Genomic DNA, 19,420 nt, shown 5'->3' with positions numbered 1-19,420 from the left:
ATAAATCGGAGAGTAAGGCATGCCACACCCTGCGTTAACGCAACTGCGTGCGCTGCGTTATTTTGATGCGATCCCGGCGCTGGACGCCCAACTGCTCGACTGGTTGTTACTGGAAGATTCCATGACCAAACGTTTTGAGCAGCAGGGGAAAAAGGTCACCGTAACGTTGATTCGCGAAGAATTCGTTGGGCAAAATGAGGTGGCTGAAGAACTGACGCTGCTGCCTAAAGAGTCTCGTTATTGGTTACGTGAAATCCTGTTATGCGCGGATGGTGAACCCTGGCTTGCCGGACGGACTGTGGTGCCTGAATCAACCTTGTGCGGCCCTGAACTGGCCTTACAGAACCTGGGGAAAACCCCGCTCGGACGCTACCTGTTTACGTCATCGACATTGACCCGAGATTTTATTGAGATTGGCCGCGATGCAGCGCTGTGGGGGCGTCGTTCCCGCCTGCGGCTGAGCGGTAAGCCACTGATGCTTACCGAGCTTTTTCTGCCTGCGTCGCCGTTGTACTGAGAGGAAGATAAAGATGGAGTGGAGTCTGACGCAGAATAAGCTGCTGGCGTTTCACCGCTTGATGCGTACGGATAAGCCAATCGGCGCCTTACTGCTGCTCTGGCCTACGCTGTGGGCTCTGTGGGTGGCGACCCCAGGCATGCCGCAACTGTGGATCCTGGCGGTTTTTGTCGCTGGCGTTTGGTTAATGCGCGCCGCCGGATGCGTGGTGAATGATTATGCCGACAGGAAATTTGACGGGCACGTCAAACGCACCGCGAATCGACCGCTGCCGAGTGGGGCTGTCACCGAGAAAGAAGCCCGAACGCTGTTTGTGGTACTGGTGCTGCTGGCCTTCCTGCTGGTTTTGACCCTCAACACGATGACCATTTTGTTGTCCGTTGCGGCATTAGCATTAGCGTGGGTTTACCCGTTTATGAAGCGCTATACGCATCTGCCGCAGGTGGTGCTGGGGGCGGCGTTTGGCTGGTCGATCCCGATGGCGTTCGCCGCCGTGAGTGAATCCGTACCGCTGAGCTGCTGGCTGATGTTCCTTGCGAATATTCTCTGGGCGGTGGCTTATGATACGCAGTATGCCATGGTTGACCGGGATGATGACCTGAAGATCGGCATTAAATCGACCGCGATCCTGTTCGGTCAGAACGACAAGCTGATTATTGGTATTTTGCAGGTAGGCGTGCTGGTGCTGATGGCGCTGGTGGGCTGGTTAAACGGGTTGGGACTGGGCTATTACTGGTCTCTGCTGGTGGCGGGCGCGCTGTTTGTCTATCAGCAGAAACTGATCGTCAACCGTGAACGTGATGCCTGCTTTAAAGCGTTTATGAACAATAACTACGTCGGTCTGGTGCTGTTCTTAGGCCTGGCAATGAGCTACTGGCATTTTTGATTTTGGCTTCGCCTGCAAAATAAAAAACCGGTCATTCCGACCGGTTTTTTTATGCTTACTCGCCCTGAGTGGCGCTCTCGATGGTCAGACGCACATCTGACGTGACCAGTTCGGCCAGCATCTGATAGATCTTCATCGTCTCTTCCGGTTCGGCATCTCCGGTATCGCTGATGAATCCCTCGTCACGCAGCGTCAGCACCAGAGAGCTGAACACGGCTTTATCGAAGAATTCCGGCGCGTTAATGCCGTGCAACACTGAGAGGCGTTGCGCCACGGTGCGGCTTTCTTTCTCCAGCGTGCCACGGTTGATGGACGGGTTCGCGCTCAGCAGCCAGAAGGTAATGGCGTAGCGCTGCAACGTCTCGCGAGCACCTGCCGCCAACAGCTGTAGCGTGCGGGAGCGGGCTGGATTGATATGCAGTTCGTCATCGGTCAGGGTGATGAGTCCCTGGCGCTGCATTTCGCTGGCCAGTTCGTCAATCACTCCGGCAAGCTCATCACGCTCCCAGCGTAAGAACAGCTCCGCTTTTAACATCGGGTACAGCGCATCAATATGCTGCTGCAACGCGGCGCGTGAAATACGACGATGCTGAGTCACAATGGCTGCCATCAACGAAGGCAGAACCAGCATATGCGCAATGTTATTGCGGTAGTAAGTCATCAAGACCGCCTGCTCGCGCGGCAGAATAATGATGTCACCGATGGTGTCTTTCTCGACCTCAAACTTGTTCATCTGCAAGGCGTGGTCGATCAGTTCACTGGCGCTCTGCGCCGGCACAGTCGAATCCGCAGCATACGGCACGTTGCGCAGCAGGCTCAGGTAGCAGTCGAGTTGTTCGGTCAGCTGTTCACGGGTCAGAGAGCGCTGGCGGGAGGCCAGTAAAGCAGTACAGCACAGGTTCATGGCGTTGGCCGCGCCTGCGTTGTTAATGCGCACCATCAAATCGGCGGCAATGTTATTCACCGTCGGCGTCAGCCAGGCCGGGCGGATAGACTCGATAGGGTCAATAGATTCACGCCACTCCGGCACATGCTGGTTGAGGTAAGTCATCAATGGCATTGGTTCACCAAAGTTGACGTAGCCCTGACCCAGGTTACGCAGCTTGCTTAAGCCACGCAGCATTTGCGGCAGACTTTCTTTCTCTTTCGTCGCGCCACGCAGCTCTTTTGCGTAGGTGCCCACTTCCATTACGTGCTCATAGCCGATGTAAATAGGAACGAGGGTAATCGGGCGCGTACCGCCGCGCAGCATCGCCTGAATAGTCATCGACAGCGTGCCGGTTTTCGGGTCGAGCAGACGACCGGTACGTGAACGGCCCCCTTCGACAAAGTACTCAACCGAGTAACCACGGCTGAACAGCTCGCCCAGGTATTCACGGAATACGGTGGAATAGAGCTTGTTGCCCTTGAAGGTACGACGAATAAAGAACGCGCCCAGACGGCGGAAAATCGGACCCGCGGGCCAGAAGTTCAGGTTGATACCGGCTGCGATGTGCGGCGGCACCAGACCCTGGTGGTACAGAACGTACGACAGCAGCATATAGTCCATATGGCTGCGGTGGCACGGAACGTACACGATTTCATGCCCATCGTGCGCCAACTGGCGTACACGTTCAGCATTGTGAACGTTAATCCCCTGATACAGACGGTTCCAGGTAAAGCCCAGAATACGGTCCGTCAAGCGAATCATTTCGTAGGAGAAGTTGGCGGCAATCTCTTCCATCAGCGCAATGGCATTTTGCTGCGCTTTTTCGTGGGAGATTTTTTTACTGCGCGCTTCATCTTCTACTGCACGAGCGATCGCTTTTGAAGCTAACAGCTTATTAAACAGATCCTGGCGGGCAGGGAGGCGCGGGCCGACAGCGGCCAGACGCTGGCGAGCAAAGTGCATACGCGCCACGCGTGCCAGCTTCTGAGCAATGATCTTATCCGTACCATGTTCATCCGCCATACGGCGCAGAGAGACCGACGGAGAGAAGCGGACAAAACTGTCGCGACCCAGCCAGGACACCGCAAAAAATTTCTGTACGCCGTTTAGCATACGTAACGGCGGATTGACCTCGCCTTTTTCACGCCCTGGCGCACGGCCAAACATCACCGAAACTGGCACCATCTGCACATCCAGATCCGGATTGCTGCGATGCAAGTCGAGATAGTTGTGGAACAGCTTGATGGACTCTTCTTTCGGCGTGTAATAGGTGAATACACGCGGACCGCCGTGAATAAACACGTAGCGCGGTAACAGCGTTCCGTCTATCTCTAGTGGTTCCAGGGGATCGGGGAGGTCGTGCACCAGACATTGGGCACGCAGCGTCAGCAAGTCTGCTTTCGAATTGTACGGTAGGACGTACATAATGGGACGCGAAGTATCGAGTCCCAATTCCGGAGCAGGTTCTGCTGGAATAGACTTGCTTTTTACCAGGACGCTTAATGGTAAATTCAGTAATTTGTAGTAAATTCGTGGCCAGCCGGACATAAACGATGTAAAGCCTCTGGTTAATAATGCAAATGCGCTGCAAGGATATCAGAAAGTTTAGTGAATTTCTGTGGTATCCGGTCATACTTCGCGCTGCTTTGCCACACCCTGAACAAACGGGGTAACGTTACAATGACATTGACGCTAATAATGTAAAAAGGTTCTTTTTGATGGCCAATAATACCACTGGATTCACCCGAATTATCAAAGCTGCAGGTTATTCCTGGAAAGGTTTTCGCGCCGCATGGATTAATGAGGCGGCATTCCGTCAGGAAAGTGTTGCCGTCCTGCTGGGCGTCGCCATCGCCTGCTGGCTGGATGTTGATGCAATTACCCGCGTGTTGTTGATCGGTTCTGTGATGCTGGTGATGATCGTTGAAATCCTCAACAGTGCGATTGAAGCGGTAGTTGATCGTATTGGTTCTGAGTACCACGAACTTTCCGGTCGGGCGAAAGATATGGGGTCGGCTGCGGTATTGCTGTCTATTTTTGTCGCTCTAATCACCTGGGGCATCCTGTTGTGGTCGCATTTGCGATAAGGCTTCCACAACTGCATAAATCTCCTGTTTTTTGTGCAGTTTGCGGTTCCAAAATCGCCTTTAGCTGTATATACTCACAGCATAACTGTATATACACCCAGGGGGCGGAATGAAAGCGTTAACGGCCAGGCAACAAGAGGTGTTTGATCTCATTAGAGATCACATCAGCCAGACAGGTATGCCACCGACGCGTGCGGAGATCGCGCAGCGTTTGGGGTTCCGTTCCCCAAACGCAGCTGAAGAACACCTGAAAGCGCTGGCGCGTAAAGGTGTGCTGGAAATTGTATCCGGCGCATCGCGCGGTATTCGACTGTTGCAGGAAGAAGAAGAAGGGTTACCGCTTGTTGGTCGCGTGGCAGCCGGTGAGCCACTTTTGGCGCAGCAGCACATTGAAGGCCACTATCAGGTCGATCCTTCACTGTTCAAACCGAACGCCGATTTTCTGCTGCGCGTTAGCGGTATGTCGATGAGAGATATCGGGATTATGGACGGTGATTTACTCGCTGTGCATAAAACCCAGGACGTGCGTAACGGCCAGGTTGTTGTTGCCCGTATTGATGATGAAGTCACGGTTAAGCGCCTGAAAAAGCAGGGAAACAAGGTTGAACTCCTGCCAGAAAACAGCGAATTCAAACCTATCGTTGTCGACCTGCGCGAACAAAACTTCACTATTGAAGGGCTGGCAGTAGGCGTCATCCGTAACGGTGAATGGCTGTAATTTTCTGTTGAATCCCTGTAGGCCGGATAAGACGATGACGTCGCCATCCGGCAACGTGCCCGGTAGCGCTGCGCTTGCCGGGCCTGCATCACATTATCCAGTACGTCTAACTTCTTCTCAGGCCCTCCTGTATGCCTTTCTTTACCTCTTCTGATAAAGCACTCTGGCACCTCGCCTTACCGATGATCTTCTCCAATATCACTGTTCCCCTGCTGGGACTGGTGGATACCGCGGTGATTGGTCATCTGGATAGTCCGGTCTATCTTGGCGGTGTTGCGGTTGGTGCTACGGCAACCAGTTTTCTTTTTATGCTGCTGCTTTTTTTGCGCATGAGCACCACCGGTCTTACCGCCCAGGCATTTGGTGCGAAAAATCCGCAGGCGCTGGCGCGCGCACTGGTGCAGCCGCTCATGCTGGCGCTGGGAGCAGGGTTGCTTATCGCACTTTTTCGTACGCCGATTATCGATCTGGCTCTGCACATTGTTGGCGGAAGTGAAGCGGTACTGGAGCAGGCCCGACGTTTCCTCGAAATTCGCTGGTTAAGCGCACCCGCCTCGCTGGCGAATCTGGTGCTGCTCGGCTGGCTGCTTGGCGTTCAGTATGCGCGTGCGCCGGTTATCTTGTTGATTGTCGGTAATATTCTCAACATTGTGCTCGATATATGGCTGGTGATGGGCCTGCATATGAACGTGCAAGGTGCGGCACTGGCAACGGTGATTGCTGAATATGCCACCTTGCTGATCGGCCTGATGATGGTGCGCAAAGTCCTGCATATGCGCGGAATTTCGCTGGCAATGCTGAAGCAGGCGTGGCGTGGCAACTTCCGCCGTTTGTTGGCACTTAACCGTGACATCATGTTGCGCTCGCTGCTGCTGCAGCTCTGTTTTGGCGCTATCACGGTGCTGGGTGCGCGTCTGGGAGGCGATATCATTGCGGTTAATGCCGTTCTGATGACCCTGCTAACCTTTACCGCCTACGCGCTGGATGGATTTGCCTATGCCGTGGAAGCGCATTCGGGCCAGGCCTATGGGGCGCGAGATGGTAGCCAGTTGCTGGACGTCTGGCGGGCGGCCTGCCGACAGTCCGGTATTGTGGCTATTTTGTTTTCGTTTGTTTATGCCCTGTTTGGCGAGCAGATTGTTGCGCTGCTGACCTCGCTGCCGCAGATCCAACAGCTGGCCGATCGCTATCTTTTCTGGCAGGTGGTGTTACCGCTGGTGGGTGTCTGGTGTTATCTGCTCGACGGAATGTTTATTGGCGCGACGCGCGCGGCAGAAATGCGCAACAGTATGGCCGTTGCCGCCACAGGATTCGCATTAACGCTGCTGACTTTGCCGTGGCTGGGAAATCATGGCTTGTGGTTGGCGTTAACCGTTTTCCTGGCGTTGCGCGGGCTTTCACTGGCCTTTATCTGGCGACGTCACTGGCGTAATGGAACCTGGTTTGCCTGAGCGGGATGGTTAAAAATTCCGAATAGTAAATAAAACCCAGAATCACTGACTACACTTATTCTCACGTCCAGCAAAAACAGCATGTGTCTGGACATGGCACTCTCGCTATTCACAACCTAACGATGAGGACTTGATGATGAATAAAGACGAAGTCGGCGGCAACTGGAAGCAGTTTAAAGGTAAAGTGAAAGAGCAATGGGGCAAACTGACCGATGATGATATGACGGTCATTGAAGGTAAACGTGACCAACTGGTCGGTAAAGTCCAGGAGCGTTACGGTTACGCGAAAGATCAGGCGGAGAAAGAAGTTAACGATTGGGAAAAACGTAATGATTACCGCTGGTAATTAACCCTTCCCTCCTGAGAGTACAAGGATGTACGCTCTTCCCGCTTACCTAGCGCCCAACTTTCTTCTTCACCTGAATCGTATGGTCATGCTGGCACTCGCCAGGATGGCGGCAAGATTCAACTTCCACACAGGCCGGACACAGCCCGTGGGCTTCAATAACGTTATGCCGCAGTGCAAAGCCCATTTTTGCTGCTAGTGTATGCATGATGTCTTCCACGCCTTCCGCACACTCTTCTTTTACCACGCCACAGCGGTCGCAAATGAACATTGCTGAACTGTGGGTTGGCTGATCGAACAGATGACAAAGCACATAGCTGTTGGTGGATTCCACCTTGTGCACGAAACCTTGTTCCAGCAGAAAATCGAGCGCACGATATACGGTAGGTGGCTTAGCCTGCGGCTCAGTTTCCCGCAACAGGTCGAGCAGGTCATAGGCGCTGATCGCACCTTCCTGCAGGCTCATCAGGCGCAGTACTTCGAGGCGTTGTGGCGTAAGCCGCACGTTGCGTTGCGCGCAGAGTTTTTCAGCTTGAGCCAATAACTCTTGCGTAGTGGTTTTGTCCATTTGGCGCCTCGATTTGCGTGGAAGGTTAATCCCTTACTTTAACATGTTCTGCTTAAAACACCGAGATCCACCGCGGTGTGCTATACCTGACGCATCGCAATACTGGAAAAAAACCATGAAAAGACCCGATTGTATTCGCCACTGGCGTGAGGTTGAGGGGGCTGATGACTCCACTTATCCTGACAGCGATGAGCTATTTGCTATTGGCGCGCCGCTTGCCCGCAAGTTGGGGTTAGGACGACTCGGCATTCATCATGAACGCCTGCCGCCGGGTCGGCGTACCTCGTACCCGCACGCCGAAAGCGATGAGGAAGAATTTATCTACGTGCTGGAAGGTTATCCTGAGGCCTGGATTAACGGGTATTTATGGAAGCTGGAACCGGGTGACAGCGTCGGTTTCCCGGCAGGTACAGGCGTGTGCCATACCTTTATCAATAACACCAGTGAAGAGGTGCGCCTGTTAGTCGTGGGTGAGGCGAACAAAAAATACAACCGCATTTATTATCCGCTTAACCCGGTCTATGCCGCTACACGTGAGGATCGCTGGGTCGACCATCCGCCGCAGTTTTTTGGATCTCACGACGGAAAACCGGGGCGTAAATAGCTTTTGTTTAGGGTCAGGGGGAGTGAGCCGCGAGGATGTGGCTCACTATCGTAACGGTCTATGCTATAGTAGCGCCCCTTTTTTAACCGGATGCTTGAATATTCGCCATGCTGCCTGAATCTCAGTCTACCGCTTTTCCCGCTCATCGTTTTTCTATCGCGCCGATGCTCGACTGGACGGACAGACACTGCCGCTACTTTTTGCGCTTACTGTCCAGCCAGACGCTGCTCTATACGGAGATGGTAACCACTGGGGCAATCATTCATGGTAAAGGCGATTATCTGGCGTATAGCGAAGAAGAACATCCGGTCGCGTTGCAACTGGGCGGGAGCGATCCGGCTGCGCTGGCGCAGTGTGCTAAGCTCGCTGAACAGCGGGGCTATGACGAAATCAATCTCAACGTGGGTTGTCCTTCCGACCGCGTACAGAATGGTATGTTTGGCGCCTGCCTGATGGGGAATGCGCAACTGGTCGCCGATTGCATCAAAGCAATGCGCGACGTGGTGTCGATTCCGGTAACGGTGAAAACTCGTATCGGCATTGATGACCAGGACAGCTACGAATTCCTCTGCGATTTCATCAACACGGTATCTGGCAAAGGCGAATGTGAGATGTTTATCATTCACGCCCGCAAGGCCTGGCTGTCCGGGTTAAGCCCGAAAGAAAACCGCGAAATTCCACCGCTGGATTATGACCGTGTTTATCAGTTAAAGCGTGATTTTCCGCATCTGACGATGTCGATCAACGGCGGCATTAAATCGTTGGAAGAAGCGAAAATTCATCTGCAACATATGGATGGCGTGATGGTGGGGCGTGAGGCGTATCAAAACCCAGGCATTCTGGCGTCCGTTGACCGCGAGATTTTTGCAGCTACCACCGAAGATACCGATCCAGTCGCCGTGGTGCGTGCCATGTACCCGTATATTGAGCGTGAACTGAGTAAGGGAACCTATTTGGGACATGTGACACGCCATATGTTGGGGCTGTTTCAGGGTATTCCCGGTGCGCGCCAGTGGCGTCGCTATCTGAGCGAGAATGCACATAAAGCCGGGGCAGATATTAACGTTCTGGAGCACGCGCTGAAGCTGGTGGCAGACAAGCGTTAAGTTTTCACCAAAAGTTAGTTAATTTCACCACGCCCTGCGCTTTGTCGCGGGGCGTTTTCTTTATAAATCAACGCATTAATTTTGGCATGTTTCTTGTAAAGCAATGGAGAGAATTTCATTTCGGGAGAGAGCCATGCTGGAACTACTTTTTGTGATTGGATTTTTTATCATGCTGATGGTCACCGGCGTATCTTTGCTGGGCGTTCTGGCTGCATTGGTCGTAGCCACCGCCGTGATGTTTCTGGGCGGACTATTTGCCTTGATGATTAAACTGTTGCCCTGGCTGCTACTGGCTGTTGCCGTGGTGTGGGTGATCAAGGCGATAAAAGCGCCAAAAGTCCCACAGTATCAGCGCAATAACCGCCGGTTTTACTAAGGTATTGAGCGGTACGTCACAACCTGCAACATTGCCTTTAGAACCAAATAGGAATTGATTATCAAATCTGTCACTATTGCCAGGTTAACGAATTCATCGAGCTGTACCCTACATACAGCCGAACTAAAAAAAGAAAGGGCTTCCTGCGGGAAGCCCTAATTCTTTCTTTCCCCGTCATCTTAAGGAATTAGCAAACTCGATCCCTGCGTGGCACGGCTTTCCAGTACTTCATGAGCACGCTGTGCATCGTGCAGTGCGAACGTTTGACCAGGCGCGACATCCACTTTGATCACTCCGCTGGCAATCAGCGAGAAAAGCTCATTGCTGGCTTCGGTTAATTCGCTGTGATTGGTGATGTAACCCTGTAGAGAAGGACGGGTCACGTATAGCGAACCTTTCTGGTTCAGAATGCCTAAGTTCACGCCAGTAACCGGCCCGGAAGCATTACCAAAGCTGACCATTAGTCCCCGGCGCTGCAAACAATCCAGCGAGGCTTCCCAGGTATCTTTCCCCACCGAGTCATACACCACCCGCACTTTTTTACCGCCAGTTACCTCTTTCACTCGCTCAACAATGCTCTCTTCACGATAGTTAATGACCTGCCATGCGCCAGCCTGCAGCGCAATTTGCGCTTTTTGCGCACTGCCGACGGTACCTATCAGCTTCGCACCCAATGCTTTTGCCCACTGGCAGGCAATCATGCCGACGCCGCCCGCAGCCGCATGGAACAAAAACGGCTCATCAGGTTGAATTTCATAGGTTTTACGTAACAGATAAAAAACGGTTAGCCCTTTAAGAAACGAGGCGGCAGCTTGTTCAAACGAGATAGCGTTAGGCAGGATGGCGGCTTTATCGGCCGGAACGTTATGCACTGAGCTGTAGGCGCCAAGAGCAGACTGGGCGTACACCACGCGATCGCCAGCTTTAATGTGTGTCACTTTGCTGCCAACTTTGCTGACTACGCCGGCGGCTTCGGTACCCAGCCCGCTGGGCAGGGAAGGCGGTGGATAAAGACCACTGCGGATGTAGGTGTCGATATAGTTGATCCCAATCGCTTTGTTCTCGACCTGGATTTCGTTTTCCGCCGGGTCTACGGGCGTAAACTCCACCGCCTTGAGTACATCAGGGCCACCATGCTTGTGAAATTCAATACGTGTTGCCATGCTTCCTCCAAAAGAAATGTGGTAATCTTTCGACCCAATCATTATCTCGGTAACTCCATTCACTATGGCAGGAAATAAACCCTTCAACAAACAACAGACTGATGCTCGTGAGCGCGATCCCCAGGTCGCCGGGCTGAAAGTACCGCCGCACTCGATTGAAGCGGAACAGTCGGTGTTGGGCGGTTTAATGCTGGATAACGAACGCTGGGACGATGTCGCCGAGCGTGTGGTGGCGGAAGATTTTTATACCCGTCCGCACCGGCATATCTTCACGGAAATGCATCGCCTGCAGGAGATGGGAAAACCCATCGATCTGATCACACTGGCAGAGTCGCTGGAAGTTCAGGGACAACTGGACAGCGTCGGCGGTTTTGCTTACCTGGCTGAGTTGTCTAAAAACACGCCAAGTGCGGCGAACATTAGCGCTTATGCGGATATCGTCCGCGAACGCGCCGTTGTTCGTGACATGATTTCAGTTGCAAACGAAATCGCGGAAGCCGGTTTTGATCCGCAAGGACGCTCCAGTGAAGATCTGTTGGACCTTGCAGAATCCCGTGTCTTTAAAATCGCGGAAAGCCGCGCTAATAAAGACGAAGGCCCGAAAAATATTACTGACGTGCTCGACGCCACCGTCGCGCGTATCGAGCAGTTGTTCCAGCAACCGCACGACGGCGTCACCGGGGTGAACACCGGTTATGACGACCTCAATAAAAAGACTGCTGGTTTGCAGCCGTCAGACTTAATTATTGTCGCCGCGCGTCCGTCGATGGGTAAAACGACATTTGCAATGAACCTCGTGGAAAACGCGGCGATGCTGCAGGATAAGCCGGTTCTTATCTTTAGTCTTGAAATGCCCTCAGAACAGATCATGATGCGTTCCCTGGCCTCGCTCTCACGCGTAGACCAAACTAAAATCCGTACCGGTCAACTGGATGATGAGGACTGGGCGCGAATTTCCGGAACAATGGGTATTTTGCTGGAGAAACGAAACATCTATATTGATGACTCTTCCGGCCTGACGCCAACGGAAGTGCGTTCGCGTGCCCGTCGTATCGCCCGTGAACACGGCGGTATCGGACTTATCATGATCGACTACCTGCAGCTGATGCGCGTGCCGTCGCTTTCCGACAACCGTACGCTGGAAATTGCTGAAATTTCCCGCTCGCTGAAAGCGTTAGCGAAAGAACTGCATGTACCGGTGGTGGCGCTGTCGCAGCTTAACCGCTCTCTGGAACAACGTGCCGACAAGCGTCCGGTCAACTCGGATCTGCGTGAGTCCGGCTCCATCGAGCAGGATGCCGACTTAATCATGTTTATCTATCGTGATGAGGTTTATCACGAAAACAGCGACCTGAAAGGGATCGCAGAAATCATTATTGGTAAGCAACGTAACGGCCCGATCGGTACGGTGCGCCTGACGTTTAACGGTCAGTGGTCGCGCTTCGATAACTATGCGGGTCCACAATACGACGACGAATAAATCTCCGTCATCCTTCATGCTGCAGATGCGTTGACTACGCCCGTTCACCCCAGTCACTTAGTTTACTAAGCTCCCGGGGATTCTCTGGCTTGTCGCGTGACTTGGACTGCGTCCTCGCCCCTTCGGGGCCAGCGCAGGCGCTGTTCAAAAACGCCAAAGCGTTTTTGTCCTGCAACACGAATGATTTAGGAAATTCTTTTATTAAGGAATACAAATGCAAGCGGCAACTGTAGTTATTAACCGCCGCGCTCTGCGACACAACCTGCAACGTCTGCGTGAACTGGCTCCAGCCAGCAAACTGGTTGCGGTCGTGAAAGCGAACGCCTACGGCCATGGTCTGTTAGAGACCGCGCGAACGCTCCCCGATGCGGACGCTTTTGGTGTTGCTCGTCTTGAAGAAGCCCTGCGCTTGCGAGCGGGAGGGATCACGCAGCCCATCCTGCTGCTGGAGGGATTTTTTGATGCCTCCGATCTGCCGACTATTTCCGCGCAGCGCCTGCATACTGCCGTCCACAACCAGGAGCAGCTCGAAGCTCTGGAAGCCGCTAAACTGGCTGAACCCGTTACCGTCTGGATGAAGCTCGATACCGGTATGCATCGCCTGGGCGTACGCCCTGAGCAGGCCGAGGCGTTTTATCAGCGCTTAACACAGTGTGAAAACGTGCGCCAGCCGGTCAATATCGTCAGCCACTTTGCTCGTGCGGACGAGCCTGAGTGTGGCGCGACCGAAAAACAGCTCGATATCTTCAACAGTTTTTGTGAAGGCAAACCGGGGCAGCGTTCGATTGCCGCGTCGGGTGGTATTTTGCTGTGGCCGCAGTCTCACTTCGACTGGGCGCGTCCGGGGCTGATTCTGTATGGCGTATCGCCACTGGAAAATCACTCCATCGGCGCTGATTTTGGCTGCCAGCCGGTAATGTCGCTGACCTCAAGCCTGATTGCGGTGCGTGAGCACAAAGCGGGCGAGCCGGTTGGTTATGGTGGAACCTGGCTGAGTGAGCGCGACACGCGTCTTGGCGTGGTAGCGATGGGCTATGGCGATGGTTACCCGCGCGCAGCGCCTTCGGGGACGCCGGTACTGGTCAATGGCCGTGAAGTGCCGATCGTCGGTCGCGTCGCGATGGATATGATCTGCGTCGATTTAGGCCCCGAAGCGCAGGATAAAGCCGGCGATTCGGTGATTCTGTGGGGCGAGGGCTTGCCCGTTGAACACATTGCTGAAATGACGAAAGTAAGTGCTTACGAACTTATTACGCGCCTGACCTCAAGGGTAGCGATGAAGTATATCGATTAGCAGCATGATGTGCCGGACAGGTGGTTACGCCGCCTTCCGGCAATATTCCTCTCAACATCCTCTCGATCTTCTCCCACTTCCGGTTTATTGTGTTCTTAACCCCTGCCTGTAAACCCGGAGAACCACACGTGTTTCAAAAAGTTGACGCCTACGCCGGCGACCCGATTTTATCGCTCATGGAGCGCTTCAAAGAAGATTCACGTAGCGACAAGGTGAATCTCAGCATCGGCCTGTATTACAACGAAGACGGCATTATTCCTCAGCTTAAAGCTGTGGCGGAAGCGGAAGCCCGCCTCAATGCCAAACCGCATGGCGCTTCGCTGTATCTGCCGATGGAAGGTCTGAACACGTATCGCCATACTATTGCGCCGCTGCTGTTTGGCGCAGAACATCCGGTTCTCCAGCAGCAGCGCGTCGCAACCATTCAGACGCTGGGCGGCTCCGGTGCGTTAAAGGTTGGCGCAGACTTCCTGAAACGTTATTTCCCTGATTCTGGCGTGTGGGTCAGCGATCCGACCTGGGAAAACCATATAGCGATTTTTGAAGGTGCCGGATTTGAAGTAAGCACTTACCCATGGTATGACGACACGACCAACGGCGTGCGTTTTAACGACCTGCTGGCAACGCTGAATACCCTACCGGCGCGCAGCATCGTGCTGCTACATCCGTGCTGCCATAACCCGACAGGGGCGGATTTAAGGCCTACGCAGTGGGATAGCGTTATTGAGATCCTGAAAGCACGCGATCTGATCCCGTTCCTGGATATTGCTTACCAGGGCTTTGGTGGTGGAATGGAAGACGACGCCTATGCGATTCGCGCCATTGCCAGCGCCGGATTGCCCGCTCTTGTCAGCAACTCATTCTCGAAGATTTTCTCCTTGTACGGCGAGCGTGTCGGCGGACTGTCAGTGGTATGTGAAGACGCTGATACCGCCAGCCGCGTGCTGGGGCAGCTAAAAGCGACGGTGCGTCGAAACTACTCCAGCCCGCCAAACTTTGGTGCGCAGGTAGTTGCCGCGGTACTGGGTGATGACGCGCTGAAAGCCAATTGGCTGGCGGAAGTTGAAGAGATGCGTACCCGCATTCTGGCGATGCGCCAGGAGTTGGTTAACGTATTGAATACGGAGATCCCAGGCCGTAACTTTGACTACCTGCTGCAACAGCGCGGGATGTTCAGCTATACCGGGCTTAGCGCAGCCCAGGTTGATCGTCTGCGCGATGAGTTCGGTGTATACCTGATCGCCAGCGGTCGCATGTGCGTGGCCGGGTTGAATCACGGTAACGTGCAGCGCGTGGCGAAGGCATTTGCCGCCGTCATGTAACCGACTTTGCAGGCCTGATAAGCGTCGCGCCATCAGGCCTGTTTTCCAATGTGATCGTGCTCCTTTTCCAGGACAAAACCAGAGAAAATCCTTCCTTTCCCTCCCCCTAAGGGGTAAGGTCAGATAGTTTTTTGACCAGTTGTTAATAAAAAAATGATAACTAACTGACTACTTAGGGAAAAATATGCGCAAGTTTACGTTGGCACTGAGTGCCGTTTGTTTATTATTCACGCTAAATCAGCCAGCCCAGGCACTCGTTTCTTCTCCCTCTCAGCTCAATCCAGGCACTAACGTTGCAAAGCTCGCTGAGCAGGCTCCCATTCACTGGGTCTCCGTGGCACAAATTGAAAACAGCCTGACCGGACGTCCGCCGATGGCCGTCGGGTTTGATATCGATGACACTGTCCTCTTTTCCAGCCCAGGCTTCTGGCGCGGTAAAAAAACGTATTCTCCGGACAGTGAGGATTACCTGAAGAATCCGGCCTTCTGGGAAAAAATGAACAATGGCTGGGACGAGTTCAGTATTCCAAAAGAAGTCGCGCGCCAACTGATTGATATGCACGTGCGTCGCGGTGACAGCATCTTTTTCGTGACCGGGCGTAGCCAGACGAAGACTGAAACGGTGTCGAAAACGTTGTCTGATAACTTTCACATCCCAGCTGGAAATATGAATCCGGTCATTTTTGCCGGCGACAAGCCGGGTCAGAACACCAAAACGCAGTGGCTGCAGGATAAAAATATCCGCATGTTCTACGGTGACTCCGATAATGACATCACTGCCGCTCGCGACGTGGGTATTCGCGGTATTCGCATTTTGCGCGCCTCTAACTCCACTTATAAGCCGCTGCCACAGGCCGGTGCGTTTGGTGAAGAGGTGATCGTCAACTCGGAATATTGAGGACGCTGGCTGCGGATTGCTGTTTTTTTAAACAAATTTACATTGCTGGCTTTTACCTTTTGCGGACTTGCTGCACACTGAATAAAAGATGTTCTCATGAGGCAATATGCTGGTAAGGGGAATAAAGATGACGAATTCGGAGTTGCTGCAATACTGCATGGCAAAAACGGGCGCGGAGCAGAGCGTTCACAGTGACTGGAAGGCCACGCAAATCAAAGTCGAAGATGTGCTTTTTGCCATGGTAAAAGAGGTGGAAGAACGCCCGGCGGTGTCTCTGAAAACCAGCCCTGATCCGTTTCGCCGGATGCGGCGCAAGCGCCTTATCCGGCCTACAAGCTTTATACCTAGTCTGTAGTTTCGTAGGCCTGATAAGCGTAGCGCCATCAGGCACAACGGTTGCCGGATGCGGCGCAAGCGCCTTATCCGGCCTACAGGCTTTATGCGTATTCTGTAGTTTCGTAGTTGCTGATAAGTGCAGTGCCATCAGGCACAACGGTTGCCGGATGCGGCGCAAGCGCCTTATCCGGCCTACAGGCTTTATGCATATTCTGTAGTTTCGTAGGCCTGATAAGCGTAGCGCCATCAGGCACAACTGTTGCCGGATGCGGCGCAAGCACCTTATCCGGCCTACAAGCTTTATGCATATTCTGTAGGCCAGACAAGTGTTGCGTAATTACAACAGCGGTTTGAGGAAGCGGGCCGTGTGTGAGGCTTCACACTCAGCGACAGTTTCTGGTGTGCCGGAGACAAGGATTTCGCCGCCGCCGCTACCGCCTTCCGGACCGAGATCGACAATCCAGTCTGCGGTCTTAATCACGTCCAGATTGTGCTCAATCACCACGATGGTGTTGCCCTGATCCCGGAGTTGATGCAGCACGTCCAACAGTTGCTGAATATCCGCAAAATGCAGACCGGTGGTCGGCTCATCGAGAATATACAGCGTTTGCCCGGTACCGCGTTTGGACAGCTCGCGCGCCAGCTTCACGCGCTGTGCTTCACCGCCTGAGAGCGTGGTAGCGGACTGACCCAGCCGAATGTACGTCAGGCCAACGTCCATCAGCGTTTGCAGCTTACGTGCCAGCGCCGGAACGGCATCGAAGAACTCACGTGCTTCTTCAATCGTCATATCCAGCACTTCGTGGATAGTCTTGCCTTTGTACTTAATTTCTAACGTTTCGCGGTTATAGCGCTTGCCTTTGCACTGATCGCACGGCACGTAGATATCCGGCAGGAAGTGCATTTCGACTTTGATCACGCCGTCGCCCTGACAGGCTTCACAGCGTCCGCCACGGACGTTAAAGCTGAAACGCCCCGGCGTGTAACCGCGTGCTCGTGACTCCGGTACACCGGCAAACAGTTCGCGCACTGGCGTAAACACCCCGGTGTAGGTTGCCGGGTTAGAGCGCGGCGTACGGCCAATCGGGCTTTGGTCAATGTCGATCACTTTGTCGAAATGCTCCAGGCCTTGAACGTCGCGATACGGCGCAGGTTCAGCCAGCGTCGCACCGTTTAGCGCCGTCTGTGCAATCGGGAACAGTGTGTCGTTAATCAGCGTCGATTTACCCGAACCGGAAACACCGGTAATGCAGGTAAATAAACCTACCGGCAGCGTCAGGGTGACATCTTTCAGGTTGTTACCGCGTGCGCCGGTGAGCTTCAGTACTTTCTCTGGGTCAGCCGCAACGCGCTGTTTAGGCACTTCAATCTTGCGTTTACCGCTCATGTACTGGCCGGTCAGCGACTCAGGCACTGCCATGATGTCGTCGAGCGTCCCTTCGGCGACGACCTGACCGCCGTGAACACCCGCGCCCGGGCCGATATCGATAACGTGGTCAGCGGCGCGAATCGCATCTTCATCGTGCTCGACCACAATGACGGTATTTCCCAGATTACGCAGGTGGATAAGCGTACCCAGCAGACGCTCGTTATCGCGTTGATGCAAACCGATAGACGGTTCATCCAGTACGTACATTACACCGACCAGACCCGCGCCGATCTGGCTTGCCAGGCGAATACGCTGGGCCTCACCACCGGAGAGTGTTTCTGCTGAACGCGATAGCGTCAGGTAGTTGAGGCCGACGTTGACCAGGAACTTCAGACGATCGCCAATCTCTTTAAGAATTTTCTCGGCAATCTTCGCCCGCTGACCCGCAAGCTTCAGATTGTTGAAGAAATCCATTGCATGACCGATGCTCATGTCAGAAATCGCAGGCAGCGGCGTATTTTCAACAAATACGTGACGGGCTTCCCGGCGTAAACGCGTCCCTTCACAGCTGGCGCAAGGACGGTTACTGATGAACTTGGCTAATTCTTCACGTACAGCGCTGGATTCCGTCTCTTTATAGCGGCGCTCCATATTGTGCAATACGCCTTCGAACGGATGGCGACGTACGGACGTATCACCGCGATCGTTCATGTATTTAAATTCGATATTCTCTTTACCGGAACCGTACAGTACCACTTTATGCACAGCAGGGTTCAGGCTGGCCCACGGGGCTTCAACGTCGAATTTATAGTGTTCCGCCAGAGACTTAAGCATCTGGAAGTAATAGAAGTTACGGCGATCCCAACCGCGGATAGCACCACCGGCCAGCGACAGTTCCGGGTTTTGGATCACCCGATCAGGATCGAAATATTGCTGCACGCCGAGACCGTCACAGGTTGGACACGCGCCCGCCGGGTTGTTAAACGAGAACAGCCGCGGTTCCAGTTCGCGCATGCTATAGCCGCAGATAGGGCAGGCGAAGTTGGCGGAGAACAGCAGCTCCTCCGCTTTCGGGTCGTCCATATCGGCAACGACCGCCGTACCGCCGGACAGTTCCAGCGCGGTTTCAAAGGATTCCGCCAGTCGTTGGGTGAGATCGTCACGGACTTTAAAGCGGTCAATCACCACTTCAATGGTGTGTTTCTTTTGCAGCTCAAGCTTGGGCGGATCGGAAAGGTCACAGACTTCACCGTCGATACGGGCGCGGATATAGCCCTGGCCTGCCAGGTTTTCCAGCGTTTTGGTGTGCTCGCCTTTACGCTCTTTGATCACCGGCGCCAGCAGCATCAGACGCTTACCTTCCGGCTGCGACAGGACGTTATCCACCATCTGGCTTACGGTCTGCGCTGCCAGGGGGACGTCGTGATCCGGACAGCGCGGCTCGCCAACGCGGGCAAACAGCAGACGCAGATAGTCGTGAATTTCGGTAATTGTACCTACCGTGGATCGCGGGTTATGGGACGTCGATTTTTGTTCAATTGAGATGGCAGGAGAGAGCCCCTCAATGTGGTCGACGTCCGGTTTTTCCATCAGCGACAGAAATTGACGCGCGTACGCGGAAAGGGATTCAACGTAACGACGCTGCCCTTCGGCATATAAGGTGTCGAAAGCGAGCGAAGATTTGCCTGAGCCCGAAAGCCCGGTGACGACAATCAGCTTGTCGCGCGGGATGACGAGGTTGATGTTTTTGAGATTATGGGTGCGGGCGCCCCGAACTTCGATCTTATCCATTCATCTTTCCCGGATTAAACGCTTTTTTGCCTGGCTGCATGGTGCTACCGGCGATCACAAACGGTTAATTATGACACAACCTGACCTGAATGGATATACAGTATTGGAATGCAAAACGCAGACGTCTGTGCAACAATGTCTGGCTGGGGTTGTTTACTGGAATCAACTTCGCAACGTAGT

17 protein-coding genes and 1 pseudogene are annotated in these 19,420 nt (G+C 53.7%); 14 read left to right on the top strand and 4 right to left on the bottom strand.

Features of this window, described 5'->3' with window-relative positions:
• Positions 1 to 19 precede the first annotated feature (19 nt).
• Positions 20 to 517, top strand: coding sequence for a chorismate lyase (gene ubiC / locus OGX96_RS00500; RefSeq protein WP_003826587.1), 498 nt, complete (start codon positions 20 to 22; stop codon positions 515 to 517).
• Positions 518 to 530: 13 nt separating this feature from the next.
• A complete protein-coding gene (ubiA, locus tag OGX96_RS00495; RefSeq protein WP_003826589.1) occupies positions 531 to 1,403 on the top strand; it encodes a 4-hydroxybenzoate octaprenyltransferase in 873 nt (290 codons plus the stop codon).
• Between the two features lie 55 nt (positions 1,404 to 1,458).
• Here the strand turns inward: ubiA and plsB are convergent, their stop codons facing one another.
• The gene (gene plsB / locus OGX96_RS00490) at positions 1,459 to 3,879 is read right to left on the bottom strand and encodes a glycerol-3-phosphate 1-O-acyltransferase PlsB (RefSeq protein ID WP_008786919.1); all 2,421 of its coding nucleotides are present in this window, start codon (positions 3,877 to 3,879) and stop codon (positions 1,459 to 1,461) included.
• 170 nt (positions 3,880 to 4,049) lie between these two features.
• Between plsB and OGX96_RS00485 the strand changes: the two genes are divergently transcribed.
• The 4 genes from OGX96_RS00485 (at position 4,050) to OGX96_RS00470 (ending at position 6,933) form a co-directional block, all read left to right on the top strand.
• Positions 4,050 to 4,418, top strand: a complete 369-nt coding sequence (locus tag OGX96_RS00485; protein WP_003826594.1) for a diacylglycerol kinase — start codon at positions 4,050 to 4,052, stop codon at positions 4,416 to 4,418.
• A 109-nt stretch (positions 4,419 to 4,527) separates the two neighbouring features.
• The gene (lexA, locus tag OGX96_RS00480) at positions 4,528 to 5,136 is read left to right on the top strand and encodes a transcriptional repressor LexA (RefSeq protein ID WP_286581976.1); all 609 of its coding nucleotides are present in this window, start codon (positions 4,528 to 4,530) and stop codon (positions 5,134 to 5,136) included.
• 131 nt (positions 5,137 to 5,267) lie between these two features.
• Positions 5,268 to 6,587, top strand: a complete 1,320-nt coding sequence (dinF, locus tag OGX96_RS00475) for an MATE family efflux transporter DinF (RefSeq protein WP_191226531.1) — start codon at positions 5,268 to 5,270, stop codon at positions 6,585 to 6,587.
• 136 nt (positions 6,588 to 6,723) lie between these two features.
• Positions 6,724 to 6,933, top strand: coding sequence for a CsbD family protein (locus tag OGX96_RS00470; RefSeq protein ID WP_003031706.1), 210 nt, complete (start codon positions 6,724 to 6,726; stop codon positions 6,931 to 6,933).
• Between the two features lie 49 nt (positions 6,934 to 6,982).
• Here the strand turns inward: OGX96_RS00470 and zur are convergent, their stop codons facing one another.
• On the bottom strand, positions 6,983 to 7,501 hold the full coding sequence (gene zur, locus OGX96_RS00465; protein ID WP_003031709.1) for a zinc uptake transcriptional repressor Zur: 519 nt from the start codon (positions 7,499 to 7,501) through the stop codon (positions 6,983 to 6,985).
• A 115-nt stretch (positions 7,502 to 7,616) separates the two neighbouring features.
• On the opposite strand from zur, the gene OGX96_RS00460 reads away from it, so the two are divergent.
• From OGX96_RS00460 to pspG, 3 genes are all read left to right on the top strand, one after another.
• Complete coding sequence (locus tag OGX96_RS00460; RefSeq protein ID WP_003031710.1) at positions 7,617 to 8,105, top strand: cupin domain-containing protein; 489 nt, start codon at positions 7,617 to 7,619, stop codon at positions 8,103 to 8,105.
• A 107-nt stretch (positions 8,106 to 8,212) separates the two neighbouring features.
• Complete coding sequence (dusA, locus tag OGX96_RS00455; RefSeq protein WP_048236349.1) at positions 8,213 to 9,211, top strand: tRNA dihydrouridine(20/20a) synthase DusA; 999 nt, start codon at positions 8,213 to 8,215, stop codon at positions 9,209 to 9,211.
• A gap of 133 nt (positions 9,212 to 9,344) precedes the next feature.
• The gene (gene pspG / locus OGX96_RS00450) at positions 9,345 to 9,587 is read left to right on the top strand and encodes an envelope stress response protein PspG (RefSeq protein ID WP_003031713.1); all 243 of its coding nucleotides are present in this window, start codon (positions 9,345 to 9,347) and stop codon (positions 9,585 to 9,587) included.
• A gap of 179 nt (positions 9,588 to 9,766) precedes the next feature.
• On the opposite strand, the gene OGX96_RS00445 is transcribed toward pspG, so the two are convergent.
• The gene (locus OGX96_RS00445) at positions 9,767 to 10,750 is read right to left on the bottom strand and encodes a quinone oxidoreductase (protein ID WP_198803133.1); all 984 of its coding nucleotides are present in this window, start codon (positions 10,748 to 10,750) and stop codon (positions 9,767 to 9,769) included.
• Positions 10,751 to 10,814: 64 nt separating this feature from the next.
• On the opposite strand from OGX96_RS00445, the gene dnaB reads away from it, so the two are divergent.
• From dnaB to OGX96_RS00420, 5 genes and pseudogenes are all read left to right on the top strand, one after another.
• Positions 10,815 to 12,230 (top strand): replicative DNA helicase, encoded by a 1,416-nt coding sequence (dnaB, locus tag OGX96_RS00440; protein WP_003826610.1) that lies wholly within the window; start codon positions 10,815 to 10,817, stop codon positions 12,228 to 12,230.
• Between the two features lie 214 nt (positions 12,231 to 12,444).
• On the top strand, positions 12,445 to 13,524 hold the full coding sequence (alr, locus tag OGX96_RS00435; RefSeq protein ID WP_198803135.1) for an alanine racemase: 1,080 nt from the start codon (positions 12,445 to 12,447) through the stop codon (positions 13,522 to 13,524).
• A gap of 128 nt (positions 13,525 to 13,652) precedes the next feature.
• Complete coding sequence (tyrB, locus tag OGX96_RS00430) at positions 13,653 to 14,846, top strand: aromatic amino acid transaminase (RefSeq protein WP_048227486.1); 1,194 nt, start codon at positions 13,653 to 13,655, stop codon at positions 14,844 to 14,846.
• Positions 14,847 to 15,030: 184 nt separating this feature from the next.
• Positions 15,031 to 15,744, top strand: a complete 714-nt coding sequence (gene aphA / locus OGX96_RS00425) for an acid phosphatase AphA (RefSeq protein WP_003826615.1) — start codon at positions 15,031 to 15,033, stop codon at positions 15,742 to 15,744.
• Between the two features lie 127 nt (positions 15,745 to 15,871).
• Positions 15,872 to 16,078: pseudogene (locus OGX96_RS00420) on the top strand (MmcQ/YjbR family DNA-binding protein); the annotation flags it as partial.
• Between the two features lie 339 nt (positions 16,079 to 16,417).
• Here the strand turns inward: OGX96_RS00420 and uvrA are convergent.
• Positions 16,418 to 19,240 (bottom strand): excinuclease ABC subunit UvrA, encoded by a 2,823-nt coding sequence (uvrA, locus tag OGX96_RS00415; protein ID WP_003826619.1) that lies wholly within the window; start codon positions 19,238 to 19,240, stop codon positions 16,418 to 16,420.
• Between the last annotated feature and the right edge of the window lie 180 nt (positions 19,241 to 19,420).

This window comes from Citrobacter sp. Cpo100 (assembly GCF_030332595.1).
Taxonomy (GTDB): Bacteria; Pseudomonadota; Gammaproteobacteria; order Enterobacterales; family Enterobacteriaceae; genus Citrobacter; species Citrobacter portucalensis.
This window is presented reverse-complemented; position numbering and strand designations above follow the sequence as displayed.

Coding starts and splice junctions, on each gene's coding strand:
- ubiC (WP_003826587.1), top strand. CDS start 20: ATGCCACACCCTGCGTTAACGCAACTGCGTGCGCTGCGTTATTTTGAT.
- ubiA (WP_003826589.1), top strand. CDS start 531: ATGGAGTGGAGTCTGACGCAGAATAAGCTGCTGGCGTTTCACCGCTTG.
- plsB (WP_008786919.1), bottom strand. CDS start 3,879: ATGTCCGGCTGGCCACGAATTTACTACAAATTACTGAATTTACCATTA.
- OGX96_RS00485 (WP_003826594.1), top strand. CDS start 4,050: ATGGCCAATAATACCACTGGATTCACCCGAATTATCAAAGCTGCAGGT.
- lexA (WP_286581976.1), top strand. CDS start 4,528: ATGAAAGCGTTAACGGCCAGGCAACAAGAGGTGTTTGATCTCATTAGA.
- dinF (WP_191226531.1), top strand. CDS start 5,268: ATGCCTTTCTTTACCTCTTCTGATAAAGCACTCTGGCACCTCGCCTTA.
- OGX96_RS00470 (WP_003031706.1), top strand. CDS start 6,724: ATGAATAAAGACGAAGTCGGCGGCAACTGGAAGCAGTTTAAAGGTAAA.
- zur (WP_003031709.1), bottom strand. CDS start 7,501: ATGGACAAAACCACTACGCAAGAGTTATTGGCTCAAGCTGAAAAACTC.
- OGX96_RS00460 (WP_003031710.1), top strand. CDS start 7,617: ATGAAAAGACCCGATTGTATTCGCCACTGGCGTGAGGTTGAGGGGGCT.
- dusA (WP_048236349.1), top strand. CDS start 8,213: ATGCTGCCTGAATCTCAGTCTACCGCTTTTCCCGCTCATCGTTTTTCT.
- pspG (WP_003031713.1), top strand. CDS start 9,345: ATGCTGGAACTACTTTTTGTGATTGGATTTTTTATCATGCTGATGGTC.
- OGX96_RS00445 (WP_198803133.1), bottom strand. CDS start 10,750: ATGGCAACACGTATTGAATTTCACAAGCATGGTGGCCCTGATGTACTC.
- dnaB (WP_003826610.1), top strand. CDS start 10,815: ATGGCAGGAAATAAACCCTTCAACAAACAACAGACTGATGCTCGTGAG.
- alr (WP_198803135.1), top strand. CDS start 12,445: ATGCAAGCGGCAACTGTAGTTATTAACCGCCGCGCTCTGCGACACAAC.
- aphA (WP_003826615.1), top strand. CDS start 15,031: ATGCGCAAGTTTACGTTGGCACTGAGTGCCGTTTGTTTATTATTCACG.
- uvrA (WP_003826619.1), bottom strand. CDS start 19,240: ATGGATAAGATCGAAGTTCGGGGCGCCCGCACCCATAATCTCAAAAAC.